Origin of the sequence: Nocardioides agri (assembly GCF_013778305.1) — a bacterium.
GTDB classification, from domain to species: Bacteria; Actinomycetota; Actinomycetes; order Propionibacteriales; family Nocardioidaceae; genus Nocardioides; species Nocardioides agri.
Genome location: NZ_JACEIC010000001.1, coordinates 817,635 through 831,484 on the forward strand (window position 1 = coordinate 817,635; position 13,850 = coordinate 831,484).

Annotated in this window: 16 protein-coding genes; 6 read left to right on the forward strand and 10 right to left on the reverse strand. The window is 72.3% G+C overall.

Translation table 11 applies throughout. The features are described 5' to 3' along the window. A complete protein-coding gene (locus HZF07_RS04105) occupies positions 1 to 678 on the forward strand; it encodes an MBL fold metallo-hydrolase (RefSeq protein ID WP_309504426.1) in 678 nt (225 codons plus the stop codon). 3 nt (positions 679 to 681) lie between these two features. Here the strand turns inward: HZF07_RS04105 and HZF07_RS04110 are convergent, their stop codons facing one another. The 6 genes from HZF07_RS04110 to HZF07_RS04135 are packed head-to-tail and all read right to left on the reverse strand — an operon-like array spanning position 682 to position 4,053. Then, positions 682 to 1,419, reverse strand: coding sequence for a peptidoglycan-binding domain-containing protein (locus tag HZF07_RS04110; RefSeq protein ID WP_157347139.1), 738 nt, complete (start codon positions 1,417 to 1,419; stop codon positions 682 to 684). Beyond that, on the reverse strand, positions 1,416 to 1,928 hold the full coding sequence (locus tag HZF07_RS04115) for a hypothetical protein (RefSeq protein WP_157347141.1): 513 nt from the start codon (positions 1,926 to 1,928) through the stop codon (positions 1,416 to 1,418). The genes HZF07_RS04110 and HZF07_RS04115 overlap by 4 nt, the downstream gene beginning before the upstream one ends. After that, the gene (locus HZF07_RS04120; RefSeq protein WP_157347143.1) at positions 1,925 to 2,479 is read right to left on the reverse strand and encodes a DUF2589 domain-containing protein; all 555 of its coding nucleotides are present in this window, start codon (positions 2,477 to 2,479) and stop codon (positions 1,925 to 1,927) included. Before HZF07_RS04120 ends, HZF07_RS04115 begins: the two co-directional genes overlap by 4 nt. A 5-nt stretch (positions 2,480 to 2,484) precedes the next feature. Further along, a complete protein-coding gene (locus HZF07_RS04125) occupies positions 2,485 to 3,144 on the reverse strand; it encodes a hypothetical protein (RefSeq protein ID WP_157347145.1) in 660 nt (219 codons plus the stop codon). A 33-nt stretch (positions 3,145 to 3,177) separates the two neighbouring features. After that, positions 3,178 to 3,804: a DUF2589 domain-containing protein gene (locus tag HZF07_RS04130; RefSeq protein ID WP_157347147.1), complete on the reverse strand. Its 627-nt coding sequence runs from the start codon at positions 3,802 to 3,804 to the stop codon at positions 3,178 to 3,180. Positions 3,805 to 3,813: 9 nt separating this feature from the next. Continuing rightward, a complete protein-coding gene (locus HZF07_RS04135; protein ID WP_157347149.1) occupies positions 3,814 to 4,053 on the reverse strand; it encodes a hypothetical protein in 240 nt (79 codons plus the stop codon). A gap of 277 nt (positions 4,054 to 4,330) precedes the next feature. Between HZF07_RS04135 and HZF07_RS04140 the strand changes: the two genes are divergently transcribed. The 3 genes from HZF07_RS04140 to HZF07_RS04150 are packed head-to-tail and all read left to right on the forward strand — an operon-like array spanning position 4,331 to position 7,929. Continuing rightward, the gene (locus HZF07_RS04140) at positions 4,331 to 6,424 is read left to right on the forward strand and encodes a GH25 family lysozyme (RefSeq protein WP_157347151.1); all 2,094 of its coding nucleotides are present in this window, start codon (positions 4,331 to 4,333) and stop codon (positions 6,422 to 6,424) included. Positions 6,425 to 6,430: 6 nt separating this feature from the next. Continuing rightward, a complete protein-coding gene (locus HZF07_RS04145; protein ID WP_157347153.1) occupies positions 6,431 to 6,838 on the forward strand; it encodes a hypothetical protein in 408 nt (135 codons plus the stop codon). After that, entirely contained in the window at positions 6,823 to 7,929 is a 1,107-nt protein-coding gene (locus HZF07_RS04150) for a hypothetical protein (protein ID WP_157347155.1), read from the forward strand. The genes HZF07_RS04145 and HZF07_RS04150 overlap by 16 nt, the downstream gene beginning before the upstream one ends. A 6-nt stretch (positions 7,930 to 7,935) precedes the next feature. Here the strand turns inward: HZF07_RS04150 and HZF07_RS04155 are convergent, their stop codons facing one another. The 4 genes from HZF07_RS04155 to HZF07_RS04170 all read right to left on the reverse strand — a co-directional run bounded on the left by HZF07_RS04155 (position 7,936) and on the right by HZF07_RS04170 (position 11,342). Then, positions 7,936 to 8,619 carry a hypothetical protein gene (locus HZF07_RS04155; RefSeq protein ID WP_157347157.1) on the reverse strand — a complete coding sequence of 228 codons (684 nt, stop codon included), beginning with the start codon at positions 8,617 to 8,619 and terminating at the stop codon, positions 7,936 to 7,938. Positions 8,620 to 8,771: 152 nt separating this feature from the next. Then, positions 8,772 to 9,866: a ferredoxin--NADP reductase gene (locus HZF07_RS04160; RefSeq protein WP_157347159.1), complete on the reverse strand. Its 1,095-nt coding sequence runs from the start codon at positions 9,864 to 9,866 to the stop codon at positions 8,772 to 8,774. A 4-nt stretch (positions 9,867 to 9,870) separates the two neighbouring features. Further along, the gene (locus tag HZF07_RS04165) at positions 9,871 to 10,164 is read right to left on the reverse strand and encodes a hypothetical protein (RefSeq protein ID WP_157347161.1); all 294 of its coding nucleotides are present in this window, start codon (positions 10,162 to 10,164) and stop codon (positions 9,871 to 9,873) included. Beyond that, positions 10,164 to 11,342, reverse strand: a complete 1,179-nt coding sequence (locus tag HZF07_RS04170) for a Rieske 2Fe-2S domain-containing protein (RefSeq protein WP_157347163.1) — start codon at positions 11,340 to 11,342, stop codon at positions 10,164 to 10,166. Before HZF07_RS04170 ends, HZF07_RS04165 begins: the two co-directional genes overlap by 1 nt. Before the next feature lie 100 nt (positions 11,343 to 11,442). On the opposite strand from HZF07_RS04170, the gene HZF07_RS04175 reads away from it, so the two are divergent. Both HZF07_RS04175 and HZF07_RS04180 read left to right on the forward strand, forming a co-directional pair. Then, positions 11,443 to 12,633: an acyl-CoA dehydrogenase family protein gene (locus HZF07_RS04175; RefSeq protein ID WP_157347165.1), complete on the forward strand. Its 1,191-nt coding sequence runs from the start codon at positions 11,443 to 11,445 to the stop codon at positions 12,631 to 12,633. Positions 12,634 to 12,638: 5 nt separating this feature from the next. Continuing rightward, the gene (locus tag HZF07_RS04180; RefSeq protein ID WP_157347167.1) at positions 12,639 to 13,751 is read left to right on the forward strand and encodes an acyl-CoA dehydrogenase family protein; all 1,113 of its coding nucleotides are present in this window, start codon (positions 12,639 to 12,641) and stop codon (positions 13,749 to 13,751) included. Positions 13,752 to 13,850: the final 99 nt, after the last annotated feature.

The following is a 13,850-nucleotide window of genomic DNA, read 5'->3' on the forward strand; positions in this document are numbered from 1 at the left end:
GTGACCGACACCTACACCGGCGCCGTCCGGCCGGGCGGCGCGCCCGACGTCCGTGAGCTCGCGGACCTCGTGATCACCAAGGTCGCGGTCGACCCGAAGATGTCCAACAACTGCTACCTGCTGCAGTGCCGCTCGACCGGAGAGCAGCTGCTCGTCGACGCCGCCGACGAGGCCTCGACGCTGCTGCCGCTCATCGGCCCCGACGGGCTCACCGCGGTCGTCACGACCCACCAGCACTGGGACCACCACCGCGCGCTCGGGGAGGTGGTCGCGAAGACCGGTGCCGAGGTCCTGGTCGGAGCGCCGGACGCCGACGCCGTGACCGAGCAGACCGGCGTACCCGTGACGCGGACGCTCTCCGACGGCGACACCGTCTCCGTCGGCGCCTGCTCGCTGTCGGTCATCGCGATCGCGGGGCACACGCCCGGGTCGGTCGCGCTCGTCTACGACGACCCGGCCGGCCACCCGCACCTGTTCACCGGGGACTCGCTCTTCCCGGGCGGCGTCGGGAACACGTTCGGCTCGAGCGAGGCCTTCGAGCAGCTGATCGAGGACGTGGCGACCAAGGTCTTCGGCCGGCTTGCGGACGACACGTGGTTCTACCCCGGCCACGGTGACGACTCCACGCTCGGGGCCGAGCGGCCGCACCTCGACGAGTGGCGGGCCCGCGGCTGGTAGGGCTCACCGCACCTGGATGTGGAGGTGGTTGTCGTGCGCCGGCCACGTCCGGACACCGGCGATGTCGGTGTCGTTGAACAGGATCTGGGTGACCGCCGGCTGGGCCTGGAGGGCCTCGACCAGCAGCCGGGTCGAGTCGCGGCTGTACGACGGGTCGCCGATCGACGTCGGGTCGTGGCTGCCGTCGGAGCGGATCGGGCGCAGGTCGGCGTGCCTGCCGGAGGTGTGGGTCTTGTGCGGGGAGATGGCCCCGCCCTGCTCGAAGCTGAGGTCGCCGACGCCGTACTCCAGCCCGGCCCTGGCGAGGCGGGTGCCGACGGCGCGGAGCACGTCGAGCAGCGGGTCGCTGCCGAACTGCCGCTCGGGCTTGGCGTAGGAGTAGAACCCGGAGCCGCGCCCCAGGGCCTGGAGGCGGGTCCCGCTGGACGGCCCTCCACCGGGGGCCGCGGGCGCACCCTCCGCGGGAGCGCGCTCCGGGGCACCCTGCGGGGTGCGGCCGCCGGCGACCGCCTCGTTCAGCTTCCGCAAGGTCAGGCCGCCGGGGTCGACCCGGCCGTCCGGACGGCGCGTGAACCCCTTCTGGTAGTCCGCGATCGCCTGCTCGGTGAGCGGGCCGCAGTCCCCGTCGACGTCCAGGCGGGCGCCGGCGGCGCGGTTGAGCAGGTCCTGCACGACCCGGACGTCGCCCGCCTCGTTGGTGCCGCCGGTGCCGACCGACGAGCCGATCCGCGCGTCGCTCACGACCGCTCCCGGGTGGTGAGCGTGGAAGCGAGGCGATAGGACTCGACCTCCCCGGTCCCCCGGCGTACGACGGAGCCGTCGGCCACGAGCGACGCCAGCACCTGGTCGGTGGTGTCGCGCGGCACGTGGGCGGCCCGCGCGAGCACGGACGCGGTGGCGCCGCGCCGGCCGCGCCGCTCGAGCTGGTCGCGGATCGCGGCCAGCGCGCGCTCGTCCGGTCGTTCCGGCGCCATCGTGGCGAGGCGGCGCATGGCGCTCGTGTAGGGCTCGAGCAGCTCGAAGACCTCCTGGGCGAGCCGGCCGAGGTGCTCGAACCGGGCGCCGGTCGGGTCCGCCTCGTCCTCGGGCTCGTGGAAGAGCCGTTGCGCGACCAGCACCTCGGCCATCCGCTGGTAGGCGCCCGCCCCCTCGGCGAACCCGCCCTGGCGCAGGGAGCCGGCCAGCTGCTCGAGCGCGCCGATGGCCGCCTCGAGGCTGCTCGCGACGTGGTTGTCGCCGACGACGGTCATTGGTCCTCCTCCACGGGTCGGGACTGGGCGAGCTCGGTGAGCTCGAGGATCCGCTCCAGGCCGAGCGGCAGGGCCTGGCTCTCGACGGTGACCTCCACGTCGATGCCGGTCCGGGCGTTGCTGTCGGTCGTCCGGCTGGTCGTCGTACGCCGGGGCACGTAGCCGACGAGCGACACCGGACGCAGAGGCTTCAGCTGCCCGATCGTCGGCTGCGACGCCTCCTCCTCCGCGGTCGTGGTCTCCCGGGTGGTCGTGACGACGTCGTAGGTGAACGCGATCCTGGCCTGCTTCACCGTCAGGGTCGGGATGTTGACCAGGGCCAGCAGCGGCAGCTCCAGCTCGTACTGCGCGGGCTCCTGGTTCTCGTCCAGCTTGGTGTAGCGGATCGGGACGGTCGTGAACGACGGGTGGTCCGGGTCGCCGGTCAGGCCGACCTGCTGGACGAAGTCCAGCGAGCTGCCTGTCGCGGCCGTCTGCCCCTCGACGACCGCCGAGAGCAGGGACCCGAGCAGCTCCCCCAGGCCGAGCGCGCGCACATCGGTGACAGGCATCGCGCTCACCTCCACTGGTCGGGCACGGTGAGGACCTCCTCGAGGTCGTCGACCGAGAACGTCACCTCCAGCGACTGGAGCGACTCGGTCGGCGCCTGGGCGACGCGGTCGGCCACCACGTCGACGTCGAGGGTCGAACGATTGGCGACCTCGGCGAACTGCTGCTGCTTGATCGAGTCGACGAAGGCGAGCGCCTGGTCGCGGACCTGCGCCGAGAGCTCGTCACGGACCGCCCTCGACACCCGGCCGCGACCCTCCATCAGGTGCGACATCGTGGCGTCGACCAGCGGCTCGACGTCCCCCGAGAGGCCCCGGTCCAGCAGCGAGCTGCTGACCGGGACCTCTCGGATCGGCGGTGTCTCCCCCGCGGGCACCCCCTTGAGGACGGGCAGGCTCTCCACCACCCGGCTCTCCATCCGCTGGGTCCACTCCGCCTTCGCCTGGGAGAGGTCCGGCGCGGTGGCGGTGCCCGACTCCACGCCCGTCACGGCGAAGTTCAGCTTGACCGTCAGGTTGGACACGGTCACCCGCGGGACGGACATGCCGGCGAGCGCCGGGGTCGCCCGATAGGTCTCGTAGGCCTGGGCCGTCACCAGGTCCGCGGCCATGCGCGCGCGGACCACGTCGGTCAGCATGCCGCCGAGGACCTCACCAAGCTGTGCCATCACTGCTCCTCACGATCGTCGCTGGGACGCCGGTCAGGCCGGCGTCGTCGCCGGGGTCTCCTGGATGGCCTGCTCGAGCATGTCGAGCATGCGCGAGAGCCCGGCGGGCATCTCGTCCTGGACGGCCCGGACGTGGATCTGCATCGAGTACTCGCGCTGCGAGTTCTCGGTCGCCGACGACTTCTGGTTGAACGTCGCGCTCACCCGCGCGTCCACCTTCACCGGGCTCCAGAAGGCGCTGTAGCTGGCCTTCACCTCGGTGCCGAGCTCGAACGACGAGCTCGTGTTGCGGGTGACCGCGTCGGTCAGCTTGGCGTTGAAGTCGATCGTCATCTCGTCGATCCGGATGTACGGGATCGGCGTGATCGCGAGGAACGGAACGGTGAGACTGAACGTCTTGGGCTCGTCGTTCTCGTCCTTCTTCTTGTAGCTGAAGGTCACCGACCTCAGCTCCCCCGCGTCGGCGTCCTGGGTCGGGTTCGCGAACACCAGGTCGGTGGGCTCGGCCTTCTCCTTGAAGCCCACCTTGTGGATGAACTCGATCGTGGACTGGGCGGCGAGCGCCTGGGCCTCCACGGCTGCCTTCAACGGCGAGCCGATGAGGTGGGCGAAGGGGATCTGCTGCAGCTCGGAGACTGCACGGGTGTCAGGTGCGGGCATCGGGGTCTCCTAGGACTTCTTCTCGTTGGTGAAGAGGGGCTTCTCGGTCGGCGTGTTGAGCACCGCCGGTCTCCGCTCGTAGTGGGACTTGACCTCGACGACGGCAACGGTGCCGAGGACCGAGGGGTCGAGCTCGTCGAGCTTCGCGACGGCTTCCGCCTCGCCGCTGGCGACCGCGAGCACGCGGACGTTGCCGCCCACCCGCGCTGTGTCGCCGAGCCCGACGAGGAGGAACTGGCTGCTGGCCATCACTGCCTCCTTCGAACTGGTGGTGCTTCGGACGGAACGGTCACGAGGCCGGCGCCACCGGACGCCGAGCCGTCCCTGGGAGAGCCCGAGTACAGGTCAGCGAGCCGGCGGGCGGCCATAGCACCGGCGGGCCAGATCGGGCGGCAGGTGCGCCTCAGCAGCCGTCCCGACCGCCCTGGTGGGCTATTGGTCCCCGTCGGCTGACCGGCTCACCCTCATTCGAACCGGTAGTCGGGGGCTGGCCCTCCCGACCGAAGGAGAAAAGGGGAGGTCCCAGATGTCGACGCCAGCGCTGTTGCGGGTGGTCACGGCGAACGTGCAGTCGTTCCCGGTCGACGCGCTCTCGAGCGCGCAGGCGCTGGAGGACCTGCGGCGCAACGCGGAGATCGGCGACCTCGTCCTCCTGCAGGAGATCGCGTCGCGCTACCGTCCGCTGGTCGCAGAGGCCTTCCCCGCGCCGGAGTGGCAGGTCTACTACGGGCGGCCGGACAACCAGACCCCGATCGCCTTCCGGCGCTCGCTGTTCGCCAAGGACGCCGGCGAGGTCACGCTCCTGCACCCCGCGGTCCCGGGCCGGCATGCGCGGCGCTACACGACGTACCTGCGGCTTCGCCATCGCGGGACCGGGTGCGAGATGCACGTCGTGAACCTCCACCTGGTGGCGGGCGCCTGGAACGACACGCCGCTCCCCGACAAGGACGACCGGGCGCGCGAGTGGAACGAGGGCATCGCCGGGCACCGGGCCCTGGTGGCCCGGCTCGTCGGCACCGGGCTCCCGGTCGTCGGAGGCGGCGACTACAACCGGCAGCTGCGGCGGTACCGGCCGCTCGGCACCGAGGTCGACGGCCAGAGGGTGCGGTACGCCGTGGCCCCCGGCTCGATCGACCTGATCTGGCTGCTCGACGGGCAGGGGGCGCACTGGCGGGTGCGCGCCACCCTGACCTACCCCGGCCGCGACGACGAGAACCCGCAGCGGCACAGCGACCACGGCGCCCGCGTCGCCGAGGTCGCGCTCACCGTCTCTCCACGACCGCCGGTCGCGGAGCCGACCCCGGAGGAGGAGACCCCCATGAAGCAGCCCTTCGGCCGCACCACGTACGGCGACGTACGCCCCAAGACCGTCGACTGGAAGACCCGGGCGGCCCTCGAGGAGGCCGAGCGCCGCCTCGGCTACCGCCTCACGGTCGTCCAGGGCTCCTACAACGCCGGCGGGGTGCGGCAGTCGGCCGGCACCCACGACGGCGGCGGCGTGGTGGACCTGCTCGCCTGGGACTGGAAGCGCAAGGTGCGGGTGCTGCGGACGATCGGGTTCGCCGCGTGGTACCGGCCGGCCGTCCCCGGGCTCTGGGGCGCCCACATCCACGCCGTGCTCGTCGACCACGGCCGGCTGTCGCCGTCCGCCGCCGCCCAGGTGGCGGCGTACCGCGCCGGCCGCGACGGCCTCAAGGGCAACCGGGCCGACACCTTCTGGCGCCCCGACCCGATCCCGGTCTTCGACTACGCAGCCTCCCAGCGCACGGCCTCCGACCCCGCGCAGCCACCCGTCCCGGTCCCGCAGTCGAACGGGACAGGTCCGGCGTTCCCGCCCCGGCGCGACCTCGACGGCATCGACACCAGCCACTTCCAGCAGGGTCGGCTCGACCTCCGGGCCGCCCAGGCGGCCGGGCTGCAGTGGTGGTACGCGAAGGCGACCGAGGGCACGACGTTCGTGGACCCGACGTACACGAAGCGCGTGCGACAGGCGCGCCGCGCGGGCATCCCGGTCGGCGCCTACCACTTCGCCCGCCCGGATCGCGGGGATGCACCCGAGGAGGCGCGGTTCTTCCTCGCCACCGCGGACATCCGGGCCGGGGACATGCTGCCCATGCTCGACCTCGAGTCGACGGAGGGCCTCTCGTCGCGCGAGCTGACCCGCTGGACGGGGGCGTGGGTCCGCACGGTGACCCGCCACCTCGCCGGCCGCGGGCTGGTCGGCAAGCCCATCATCTACACGCCGTTCGACCTCGAGGACGGGTTCGGCTGCTACTGCTGGGTGGCGCGCTACAGCGACGACTTCCGGGCGCCGCGGGTCCCGCGGCCGTGGCAGCGCGCAGCGGTCTGGCAGCACTCGAACGGCCGCTACGGACCGGTCAAGCAGGTGCCGGGGGTGGGGGCGGTCGACGTGAACGCCGTCCACCCCGACGTGCCGCTGGCCGCCCTCCAGGTGCGCCCGGCCGGCGCGACGGCCCAGCAGCAGAACGGCGGGCCTCCCCCCACCAACGGGCAGCACCCCGCAGACCCCGGCGCGAGCGACCCGCTCGCCGTCCGGGCCGCTCTCGTCACCGCGGCGAGAAGCATCGAGGCAGCCCTTGCCGGGCTGCCGGAGAGGTGAGTCGAGATGAGTCCTGCGAACGCGGCCGCGCCCACGGCCCAGTCACTCCTGCGTGACCTCCCGGCACCGGTGCGCAAGGCGCTCTACGTGGCGGTCACCCTGCTCGGCCTGGCCCTCGGCGTGCTGCAGGCCGTCGACGTGTCCGAGATCGGACCGCTGAGCATGACCCAGGCGCTCCAGGTCTACGCCTTCCTGTCCCCGCTGGCCGGCGTGGTCGCCGTGGCCAACGTCGGCAGGCCGGCCGGCGATGCCGCCGGGTCGGCCATGGGGTCGGCCGCCCTGGGCGACCTGGTCGCCGACCACGGCATCGACATGTCCGCGTTCGAGCCGGTCGGCGCCATCGACGACGTGTACGGCGGGGCGGCTGCCAACGGGAGCGAACCGGCGTGGGAGGAGCCATGGACGACCTCGTGAGCCGGGTGAGCCGCGAGCCGCGGCCGGTGAAGCGGATCTGGGCGCAGGCGGTCCAGACGGAGGCGGCAGCCCTGCAGGCACGGCTGGACGCGACCGTCGCCGGCGGCCTGACGCCCGCCGAGCAGACGGTGGCACGCGGCGCGTCCGAACGGCTGGACGCCGCACGCGCAGCCACGATGAAGCGCGACCCGATCCCCGGACGGGCCAGCAACTGGTGGCGCGGGACCCTCGTGGAGGCGGCGTTCCAGAACCTGCACGCGGCCGAGTCGCTGCTCGCCGGCGTCTACCCGGCCCCGGTGGTGTGGGCGGAGATCCCGGAGGCGGCACGCCGGGTGGAGACCATGCTCGACCCCGGCGACCCGCGGCGCGTGTGCGCCGAGACCCTGCTGCGGGAGCGGGAGGCCGTGCTGGACGCCTCGCCCACGGAGCTCGTCCGCTGGCGCGAGTGCCTGCGCAAGACCATGGAGGTCGGGTTCAACGCCGCCGACCTCGAGCACACGCGGCTGCGGAACTTCCGCAACGCGGTGCTCGGCGGGGCGATCATCCTCAGCCTGCTCCTCGCCGCCTTCATCGGCTTCGTGTGGGCGAACCCGACGGACGTGTCCTTCTGCTTCGTCCCGGAGCCGGACGCGGCGCCCGTCTGCCCGACCGGCACGGGCGCACCGCAGCCGGACGACGTCCTGGTGATCGCCCTGCTCGGGATGCTGGGCGGCCTCCTCTCGGGCATCATCTCGATCCGCAACATGCAAGGCACCTCGGTCGCGTACGACGTCCCGCAGGCGCTCGCCTGGCTCAAGCTCCCGCTCGGTGCCCTCTGCGCGATCGGCGGACTGCTGGTCATCCGCGGCCAGTTCGTGCCGGGGCTGAGCAACCTCGACAGCTCCGACCAGGTGCTCGCCTACGCGTTCGTCCTCGGCGTCGCCCAGCAGCTGCTGGTCGGCACGGTCGACCGCCACGCCCAGGACCTGCTCGGCGCAGCGCCCAGCAAGGCCACGAGCCCGTCGAACGCCGGGGTGGCGGTGCCAGCCGCCGTCCAGAGCATCCCGCCCGTCCCGGCGCGCCGGGCGCCGGTGGAGCCGTCGGGCATCTGAGCGGCCTCAGGCCACCTGCGGCCAGTCGTTGTCGCCCCCGGGCGTCGTGGGGTGCTCGGGGTCGAGCTCGTCGGCGAGCAGCGGGCGGCCGCCGGGGGGCGGCGTGCTGGTGCGGGTGACGGGCAGGCCGGGGTCGTAGACGGGCGGTCGGTGGCCGAACTGGCTGAGGTCCACCTCGGGCACCGTGGTGCCGGGCTCGGGGAGCACCTCCCAGTCGGCGGCGTCGAACGAGGACGCGGACGGCTCGGGGGCGGCGCCGGGGTCGAGCACCTCGGCCATCGGCATCAGCGGACCCCGGTTGAGCCCGGCGAAGAGCGTCATCGCGTCCCAGTCGGGGGTCGTGCCGGCGTCGAGGTGCCGCCGCAGCCGCGCCTCGGCGACGTCCGCGTCGACGGCGAGCACGAGCTTGTCGGAGCCGAACCGGTCGGCCCAGCGCCAGGCGACGGGCCAGGAGATCCGGCGGTCGGCGAGCGTGCCGGTCACCCTGTGCACGGTCGCCTCGGGCAGCGGGTGCGTGCGCAGGATCGTCTCGACGTCGAGACGGGTCGCGACCTCGCGCCGCGCCCGGAGGTGCTGGAGCCGGCGCTCGGCGCCGAGCGCCACCGCGCGGGCGCCGCGCGAACGCGCGGCCCTGGCGGCGATCGCCCACGCCAGGGCGACGACCACGACCAGGCCCAGACCGAGATGCATGACGCTTCCTCTTCCCATCGAGAAGTCCACGAAAGGCTGAACTCCTCCCGAGGGACAAGGGTGACGCGCGCAGGCGCCGATCTCGGTCGAGGACTAGACCAGAACTTCTTGAGAAATTCTTGAGAGAGGGCGCCGGGCACGCTCAGCGAGGGTCAGTGGTAGGTCACCTTCACCGTGTCGGTCACCGGCAGCGACTGGCAGCCGAGGCGGATGCCCTCGGCGAGGTCGTCGTCGTCGAGGACGTCGTTGTGCAGCATCTTCACCTCGCCCTCCAGCAGCCGCACGGCGCACGCCGAGCACTCCCCCTCGCGGCAGGAGTACGGCGCCTTCACGCCCTTCGACTCGAGGTGCTCGAGCATCTTGGTGCCCGGCGCCCAGTCGTCGAACTCGTACTGCTGGCCGTCGAGCTCCACCTCGAGCCGCACGGGGCCCTCGGGGCCGGGCTCGACGGGGTCCGGGACGTCCTCGAGGTCGCGCTCGGCGTCCTCGATCTCGTGCTCCGCGACCTCCTTGTCGTGCAGGTCGCCGAACGGGTTGCCGCCGAGCGAGATGAACTTCTCCTGGTGCCGGCGCTCGCGCGGGAAGCCCAGCTCCTTCAGCGCGCCGATCGCCAGCTTCATGAACGGCGCCGGGCCGCACACGAACGCGTCGTACGACGCGTAGCGCGACGCGAACGCCGCGAGCTGCTCCTGGCTCGGCAGCCCCTGCACCGACTCCAGCCAGTGCACGACCGACAGCCGGTCGGGGTGGGCGGCCGCGAGCCGGGTGAGCTCGCCGGCGAAGATCACCGACCGCTCGTCGCGGTTGGCGTAGAACACCACGATCCGGCCGCTGCCCTGCTCGAGCGCCGTGCGGGTGATCGACATGATCGGCGTGACGCCGCTGCCGGCGGCGAGGAGCAGCAGGTCGGCGTCCAGCGACGCCGGGGTGAAGATCCCGCTGGGCGGCAGCACCCGGATGCTGTCGCCGGTGCGCAGGTTGTCGCACACCCAGTTGGACGCGTAGCCGTCGACGGTGCGCTTGACGGTGATCGTCAGCGGCCCGTCGCCGACCGGGCTGCTGGACAGGGAGTAGCAGCGCGCCGCCACGCCGGTCCGGTCGCTCGGCACCGCCAGGGTGAGGAACTGCCCCGGCTTGTAGGCGAACTGCTCCTCCGCGCCGGCGGGGACCTCGAAGGAGATGGAGTGCGCGTCGGCGGTCTCCTCGACCACGTCCACGACCTTCACCTCGAAGGAGTCTTCAGGCATGGGGTCAGTAACCGTCCTCGGCTCCGATGGGGATCTGTCCGTCGCGTACGGCGGCCTCGATGCTCGCGATCATCCGCGGGCAGGCGGGGTGCGCCTCACGACCTCCCGACCGGCGGGACAGCTCCGGGCAGTGCGCCCGGGCCTCCCCTGTCCACTGGATCGAGGTGTGGTGCTCGCTGTTCTTCTTGACGCCGACCTTCGCGAGGCAGTCGAGGCACGCGACCTCGACCAGCCGCGCGCTGGTGTAGAGACGCTGGTCCTCCAACGTCTCGGGGCTGGTCGGGACGAACGAGGGCATCAGGTCCCCGACATCATCTGCGGGGTGTCGGTGGCGGGCTTCTCGCCCTCCTCACCCTCCTCGGCGGCCTTCTTGCGGAGGTTGTCGGCGACCTCCTCCTGCCAGAACTCGTTGGCCTTCGTGGTGTCGACCTCGAACTCGAAGCGGTCGACCATCTCGGGCGCGACGTCGGCCTGGTCGACGTAGAACTGCTCGTACCAGCGGCGCAGCTGGTAGACCGGCCCGTCCTCCTCGCACAGCAGCGGGTTCTGCACCGGCACCTTGTTCTTCCAGATGTGGACGTCCTGCAGGAAGCCGCTGCCGAACATGTCGGCGTACTTCTTCGCGATGAAGTTGGCCGTCTTGTCGTCGAGGCCCTCGGGCTTCTTCACGACGATGCCGTACTGCAGGCGGAAGGAGTCCGGCCCGGTCGGCACGTGGCAGTTGAACAGCACGACCTCGGTGTTGAAGCCCTTGTAGTCGGTGTCGAGCCAGTTGATCATGTACGACGGTCCGTAGTAGGTCGCCTCCGACTTGAGGAAGAGCTCGGCGTCGCCGTACCCCTCGGTCTTGTCGGGTCGCCCCTTGGACTCCATGAACTGGGTGGCCTGGGTGCCCTCGAAGACGTTGCGGAAGCTGGTCGGGAACGCGAAGTGCACGTAGTAGAAGTGCGCCATGTCGACGACGTTGTCGATGAGCTCGCGGCAGTGGGAGCCCTCGATCTCCTCGGCCACCCACACCCAGTCGGTGTACTCGCCCTCCGCGAGGCCGGGCAGCTGCGGCGGCAGGATGTCGTGGTCGGGCTCGGAGCCCTCCACGTCGTGCCAGATCAGCAGCTGGTCGTTGACGATCGCGGTCGGGTAGCGCTGAGTGCGCGCGCGCAGCGGGACGCGGCGGGCGTAGGGGATCTGCTTGCACTTGCCGTCGCCACCCCACCGCCAGTCGTGGAAGGGGCAGGCGACCTCGTCGCCCTTGACCGAGCCCTGTGTCAGGTCGCCGCCCATGTGCCGGCAGTAGCCGTCGAGCACGTTGAGCTCGCCCTGCGAGTCGGCCCAGACGACGAGCTTGCCGCCGAACGCCGAGACGCCGTGCGGCTTGCCGTCGCGGAAGGACTCCGCGAGCCCCAGGCAGTGCCACCCCCGTGCGTACCGCTCCGGTGCGGTGCCCCGGTCGAGCGCTCTCACCCGGGTGTCGCTCATGGCAGCCTCCAACGTCGGTGGACCAAAACGAGAACAGGTTATAGTTTTCGTGGCCGGAGTTCCAGCACACGAGAGCAACCCGACGAAAGCAGCGTGCCCCATGCACATCGCCCTGACACCGGACCAGGAGCGGCTCCGGGAGGAGCTGCGGGAGTACTTCGCGACCTTGGTCACACGCGAGGTGAAGGCCGGCCTCGCGGCCGCCACGGGCGAGTTCGGCGACACCCAGGTCTACAAGGACGTGATCCGGCAGCTCGGCGCCGACGGCTGGCTGGGCATCGGCTGGCCGACGGAGTACGGCGGGCAGGCCCGGTCGATGGTCGAGCAGCTGATCTTCACCGACGCGGCCGCGGTGGCCGGCGTGCCGATCCCCTACCTGACGCTCAACACCGTCGGGCCGACGATCATGCGCTACGGCACCGACGAGCAGAAGGAGTACTTCCTCCCGCGCATCCTGAAGGGCGAGCTGCACTTCTCGATCGGCTACTCCGAGCCCGGCTCCGGCACCGACCTCGCCTCGCTGAAGACCCGCGCGGTCCGCGAGGGCGACGAGTGGGTGATCAACGGCCAGAAGATGTGGACCTCGCTGATCCAGTACGCCGACTGGCTGTGGCTCGCCTGCCGCACCGACCCGGACCTGCCGCGCCACAAGGGCCTCTCGATGATCCTGGTGCCGGCCGACTCCCCCGGCTTCTCCTACACCCCCGTGCACACGGTGGCCGGGGTCAGCACGAGCGCGACGTACTACGAGGACGTGCGGGTGCCCGCGGCGAACCTGGTCGGCGAGCTCAACGGCGGCTGGGCGCTGATGACCAACCAGCTCAACCACGAGCGGGTCGCGCTGACCTCCGCCGCGCCGCTGACGCACTCGATCGAGATGGTCCGCACCTGGGCGCAGGAGACGAAGGCCCCGAACGGGGAGCGGGTGATCGACACCGAGTGGGTGCAGATCGCACTCGGCCGGGCGCACGCCCGGGCCGAGGCGCTCCGGCTGATCAACTGGAAGCTGGCCGCCGATGCCGACGCCGGCGTCGACCTCTCACCTGCCGAGGCCTCGGCGACCAAGATCTACGGCTCCGAGCTCGCGACCGAGGTCTACCGCTCGCTCATGGAGATCGTCGGGCCCAACGCCGGCGTCACCGGCGACTCCGAGGGCGCCACCCTCCAGGGGCGGCTCGAGCGCTTCTACCGCTCCGCGCTCGTCATGACGTTCGGCGGCGGCACCAACGAGATCCAGCGCGACATCATCGGGTACGTCGGCCTCGGCCTCCCCGCGGCGAAGAGGAGCTGAACGAGATGGACTTCCGGTTCACCCAGGAGCAGGACGAGGCCGCGGAGCTCGCTGCGAGCATCCTCAGGGACCGCGCGACCAACGAGCGGATGAAGGCGGTCGAGGCGGACGGCGACCGGTTCGACCGCGACCTGTGGGCCGCGCTCGGCGAGGCCGGGCTGCTCGGCCTGGCCCTCCCCGAGGAGCACGACGGCGCCGGGCTCGGCCTGGTCGAGCTGTGCCGGGTGCTGGTCGAGGTCGGCCGCACCGTCGCGCCGGTGCCGCTGGCCGCCCACGGCCCGGCCTCGCGCATCATCGCCGAGCACGGCGCCGCCGAGCTGCAGGCCGCCTGGCTGCCCCGCGCCGCCTCCGGCGCGGCCGTGCTGACGGCCGCGATCGCCGAGGGGCGTGCCTGGGCGCCCGAGCGTCCCACGACGCTCGCCACCGCCGACGGCGCGGGCTACCGGCTCACCGGCAGCAAGGCGGTCGTCCCCGCCGGACCGTACGCCGATGCCTTCCTGGTGCCCGCCGAGACGCCGTCCGGCGTCGGGGTCTTCCTCGTCGAGCCCGGCGACGCCGGCGTCACCGTCGTGGCGCAGCGCTTCTCCGACCGCGACGCGGTCGCGCGCCTCGACCTCGACGGCGTCGTGCTGCCCGCCGACCGGCTCGTCGGCGCGGCCGACGGCGTCGCCGCCCACCGGCTGCGGCAGCTGATGGTGCTGGCCGGGGCGGCCGAGCAGGTCGGCGTCACCGAGGGCGCGCTGCGCCTGACCGCGTCGTACGCGAAGACCCGCGAGCAGTTCGGCCGCCCGATCGGCACCTTCCAGGCCGTCTCCCAGCGGCTTGCCGACGGCTACATCGACGTGCTCGGGCAGCGGCTCACCCTGTGGTCGGCCGCCTGGCGGCTCGACGAGGGGCTGCCCGCCGACACCGAGGTCGCGATCGCGAAGCTCTGGGCGGCCGACGCCGGGCACCGGCTCGCCCACACCGCGGTGCACGTGCACGGCGGCGTCGGCATCGACCTCGACGGCGAGACGCACCGCTACTTCACGACCGCGAAGCGCTTCGAGTTCCTGCACGGCGGCGCCACGGAGCAGGCGCTGACGATCGGACGGGCGCTGGCCGCCGAGCCCGCATGATGCCGACTCGGCGCGTCTTGCCCGCCGTACGCCGCCGACTCGGCGCGTCTTGCCCGCCGGGCTGGGCATGACGCGCCGACTCGCGCCCCTCCGGCGGGC

Bases quoted from the DNA above. Each gene is read 5' to 3' on its own strand.
- HZF07_RS04140 (WP_157347151.1), top strand. From the start codon at position 4,331: ATGTCGACGCCAGCGCTGTTGCGGGTGGTCACGGCGAACGTGCAGTCG.
- HZF07_RS04115 (WP_157347141.1), bottom strand. From the start codon at position 1,928: ATGACCGTCGTCGGCGACAACCACGTCGCGAGCAGCCTCGAGGCGGCC.
- HZF07_RS04170 (WP_157347163.1), bottom strand. From the start codon at position 11,342: ATGAGCGACACCCGGGTGAGAGCGCTCGACCGGGGCACCGCACCGGAG.
- HZF07_RS04130 (WP_157347147.1), bottom strand. From the start codon at position 3,804: ATGCCCGCACCTGACACCCGTGCAGTCTCCGAGCTGCAGCAGATCCCC.
- HZF07_RS04135 (WP_157347149.1), bottom strand. From the start codon at position 4,053: ATGGCCAGCAGCCAGTTCCTCCTCGTCGGGCTCGGCGACACAGCGCGG.
- HZF07_RS04125 (WP_157347145.1), bottom strand. From the start codon at position 3,144: ATGGCACAGCTTGGTGAGGTCCTCGGCGGCATGCTGACCGACGTGGTC.
- HZF07_RS04120 (WP_157347143.1), bottom strand. From the start codon at position 2,479: ATGCCTGTCACCGATGTGCGCGCGCTCGGCCTGGGGGAGCTGCTCGGG.
- HZF07_RS04165 (WP_157347161.1), bottom strand. From the start codon at position 10,164: ATGCCCTCGTTCGTCCCGACCAGCCCCGAGACGTTGGAGGACCAGCGT.
- HZF07_RS04145 (WP_157347153.1), top strand. From the start codon at position 6,431: ATGAGTCCTGCGAACGCGGCCGCGCCCACGGCCCAGTCACTCCTGCGT.
- HZF07_RS04155 (WP_157347157.1), bottom strand. From the start codon at position 8,619: ATGCATCTCGGTCTGGGCCTGGTCGTGGTCGTCGCCCTGGCGTGGGCG.
- HZF07_RS04175 (WP_157347165.1), top strand. From the start codon at position 11,443: ATGCACATCGCCCTGACACCGGACCAGGAGCGGCTCCGGGAGGAGCTG.
- HZF07_RS04160 (WP_157347159.1), bottom strand. From the start codon at position 9,866: ATGCCTGAAGACTCCTTCGAGGTGAAGGTCGTGGACGTGGTCGAGGAG.
- HZF07_RS04150 (WP_157347155.1), top strand. From the start codon at position 6,823: ATGGACGACCTCGTGAGCCGGGTGAGCCGCGAGCCGCGGCCGGTGAAG.
- HZF07_RS04180 (WP_157347167.1), top strand. From the start codon at position 12,639: ATGGACTTCCGGTTCACCCAGGAGCAGGACGAGGCCGCGGAGCTCGCT.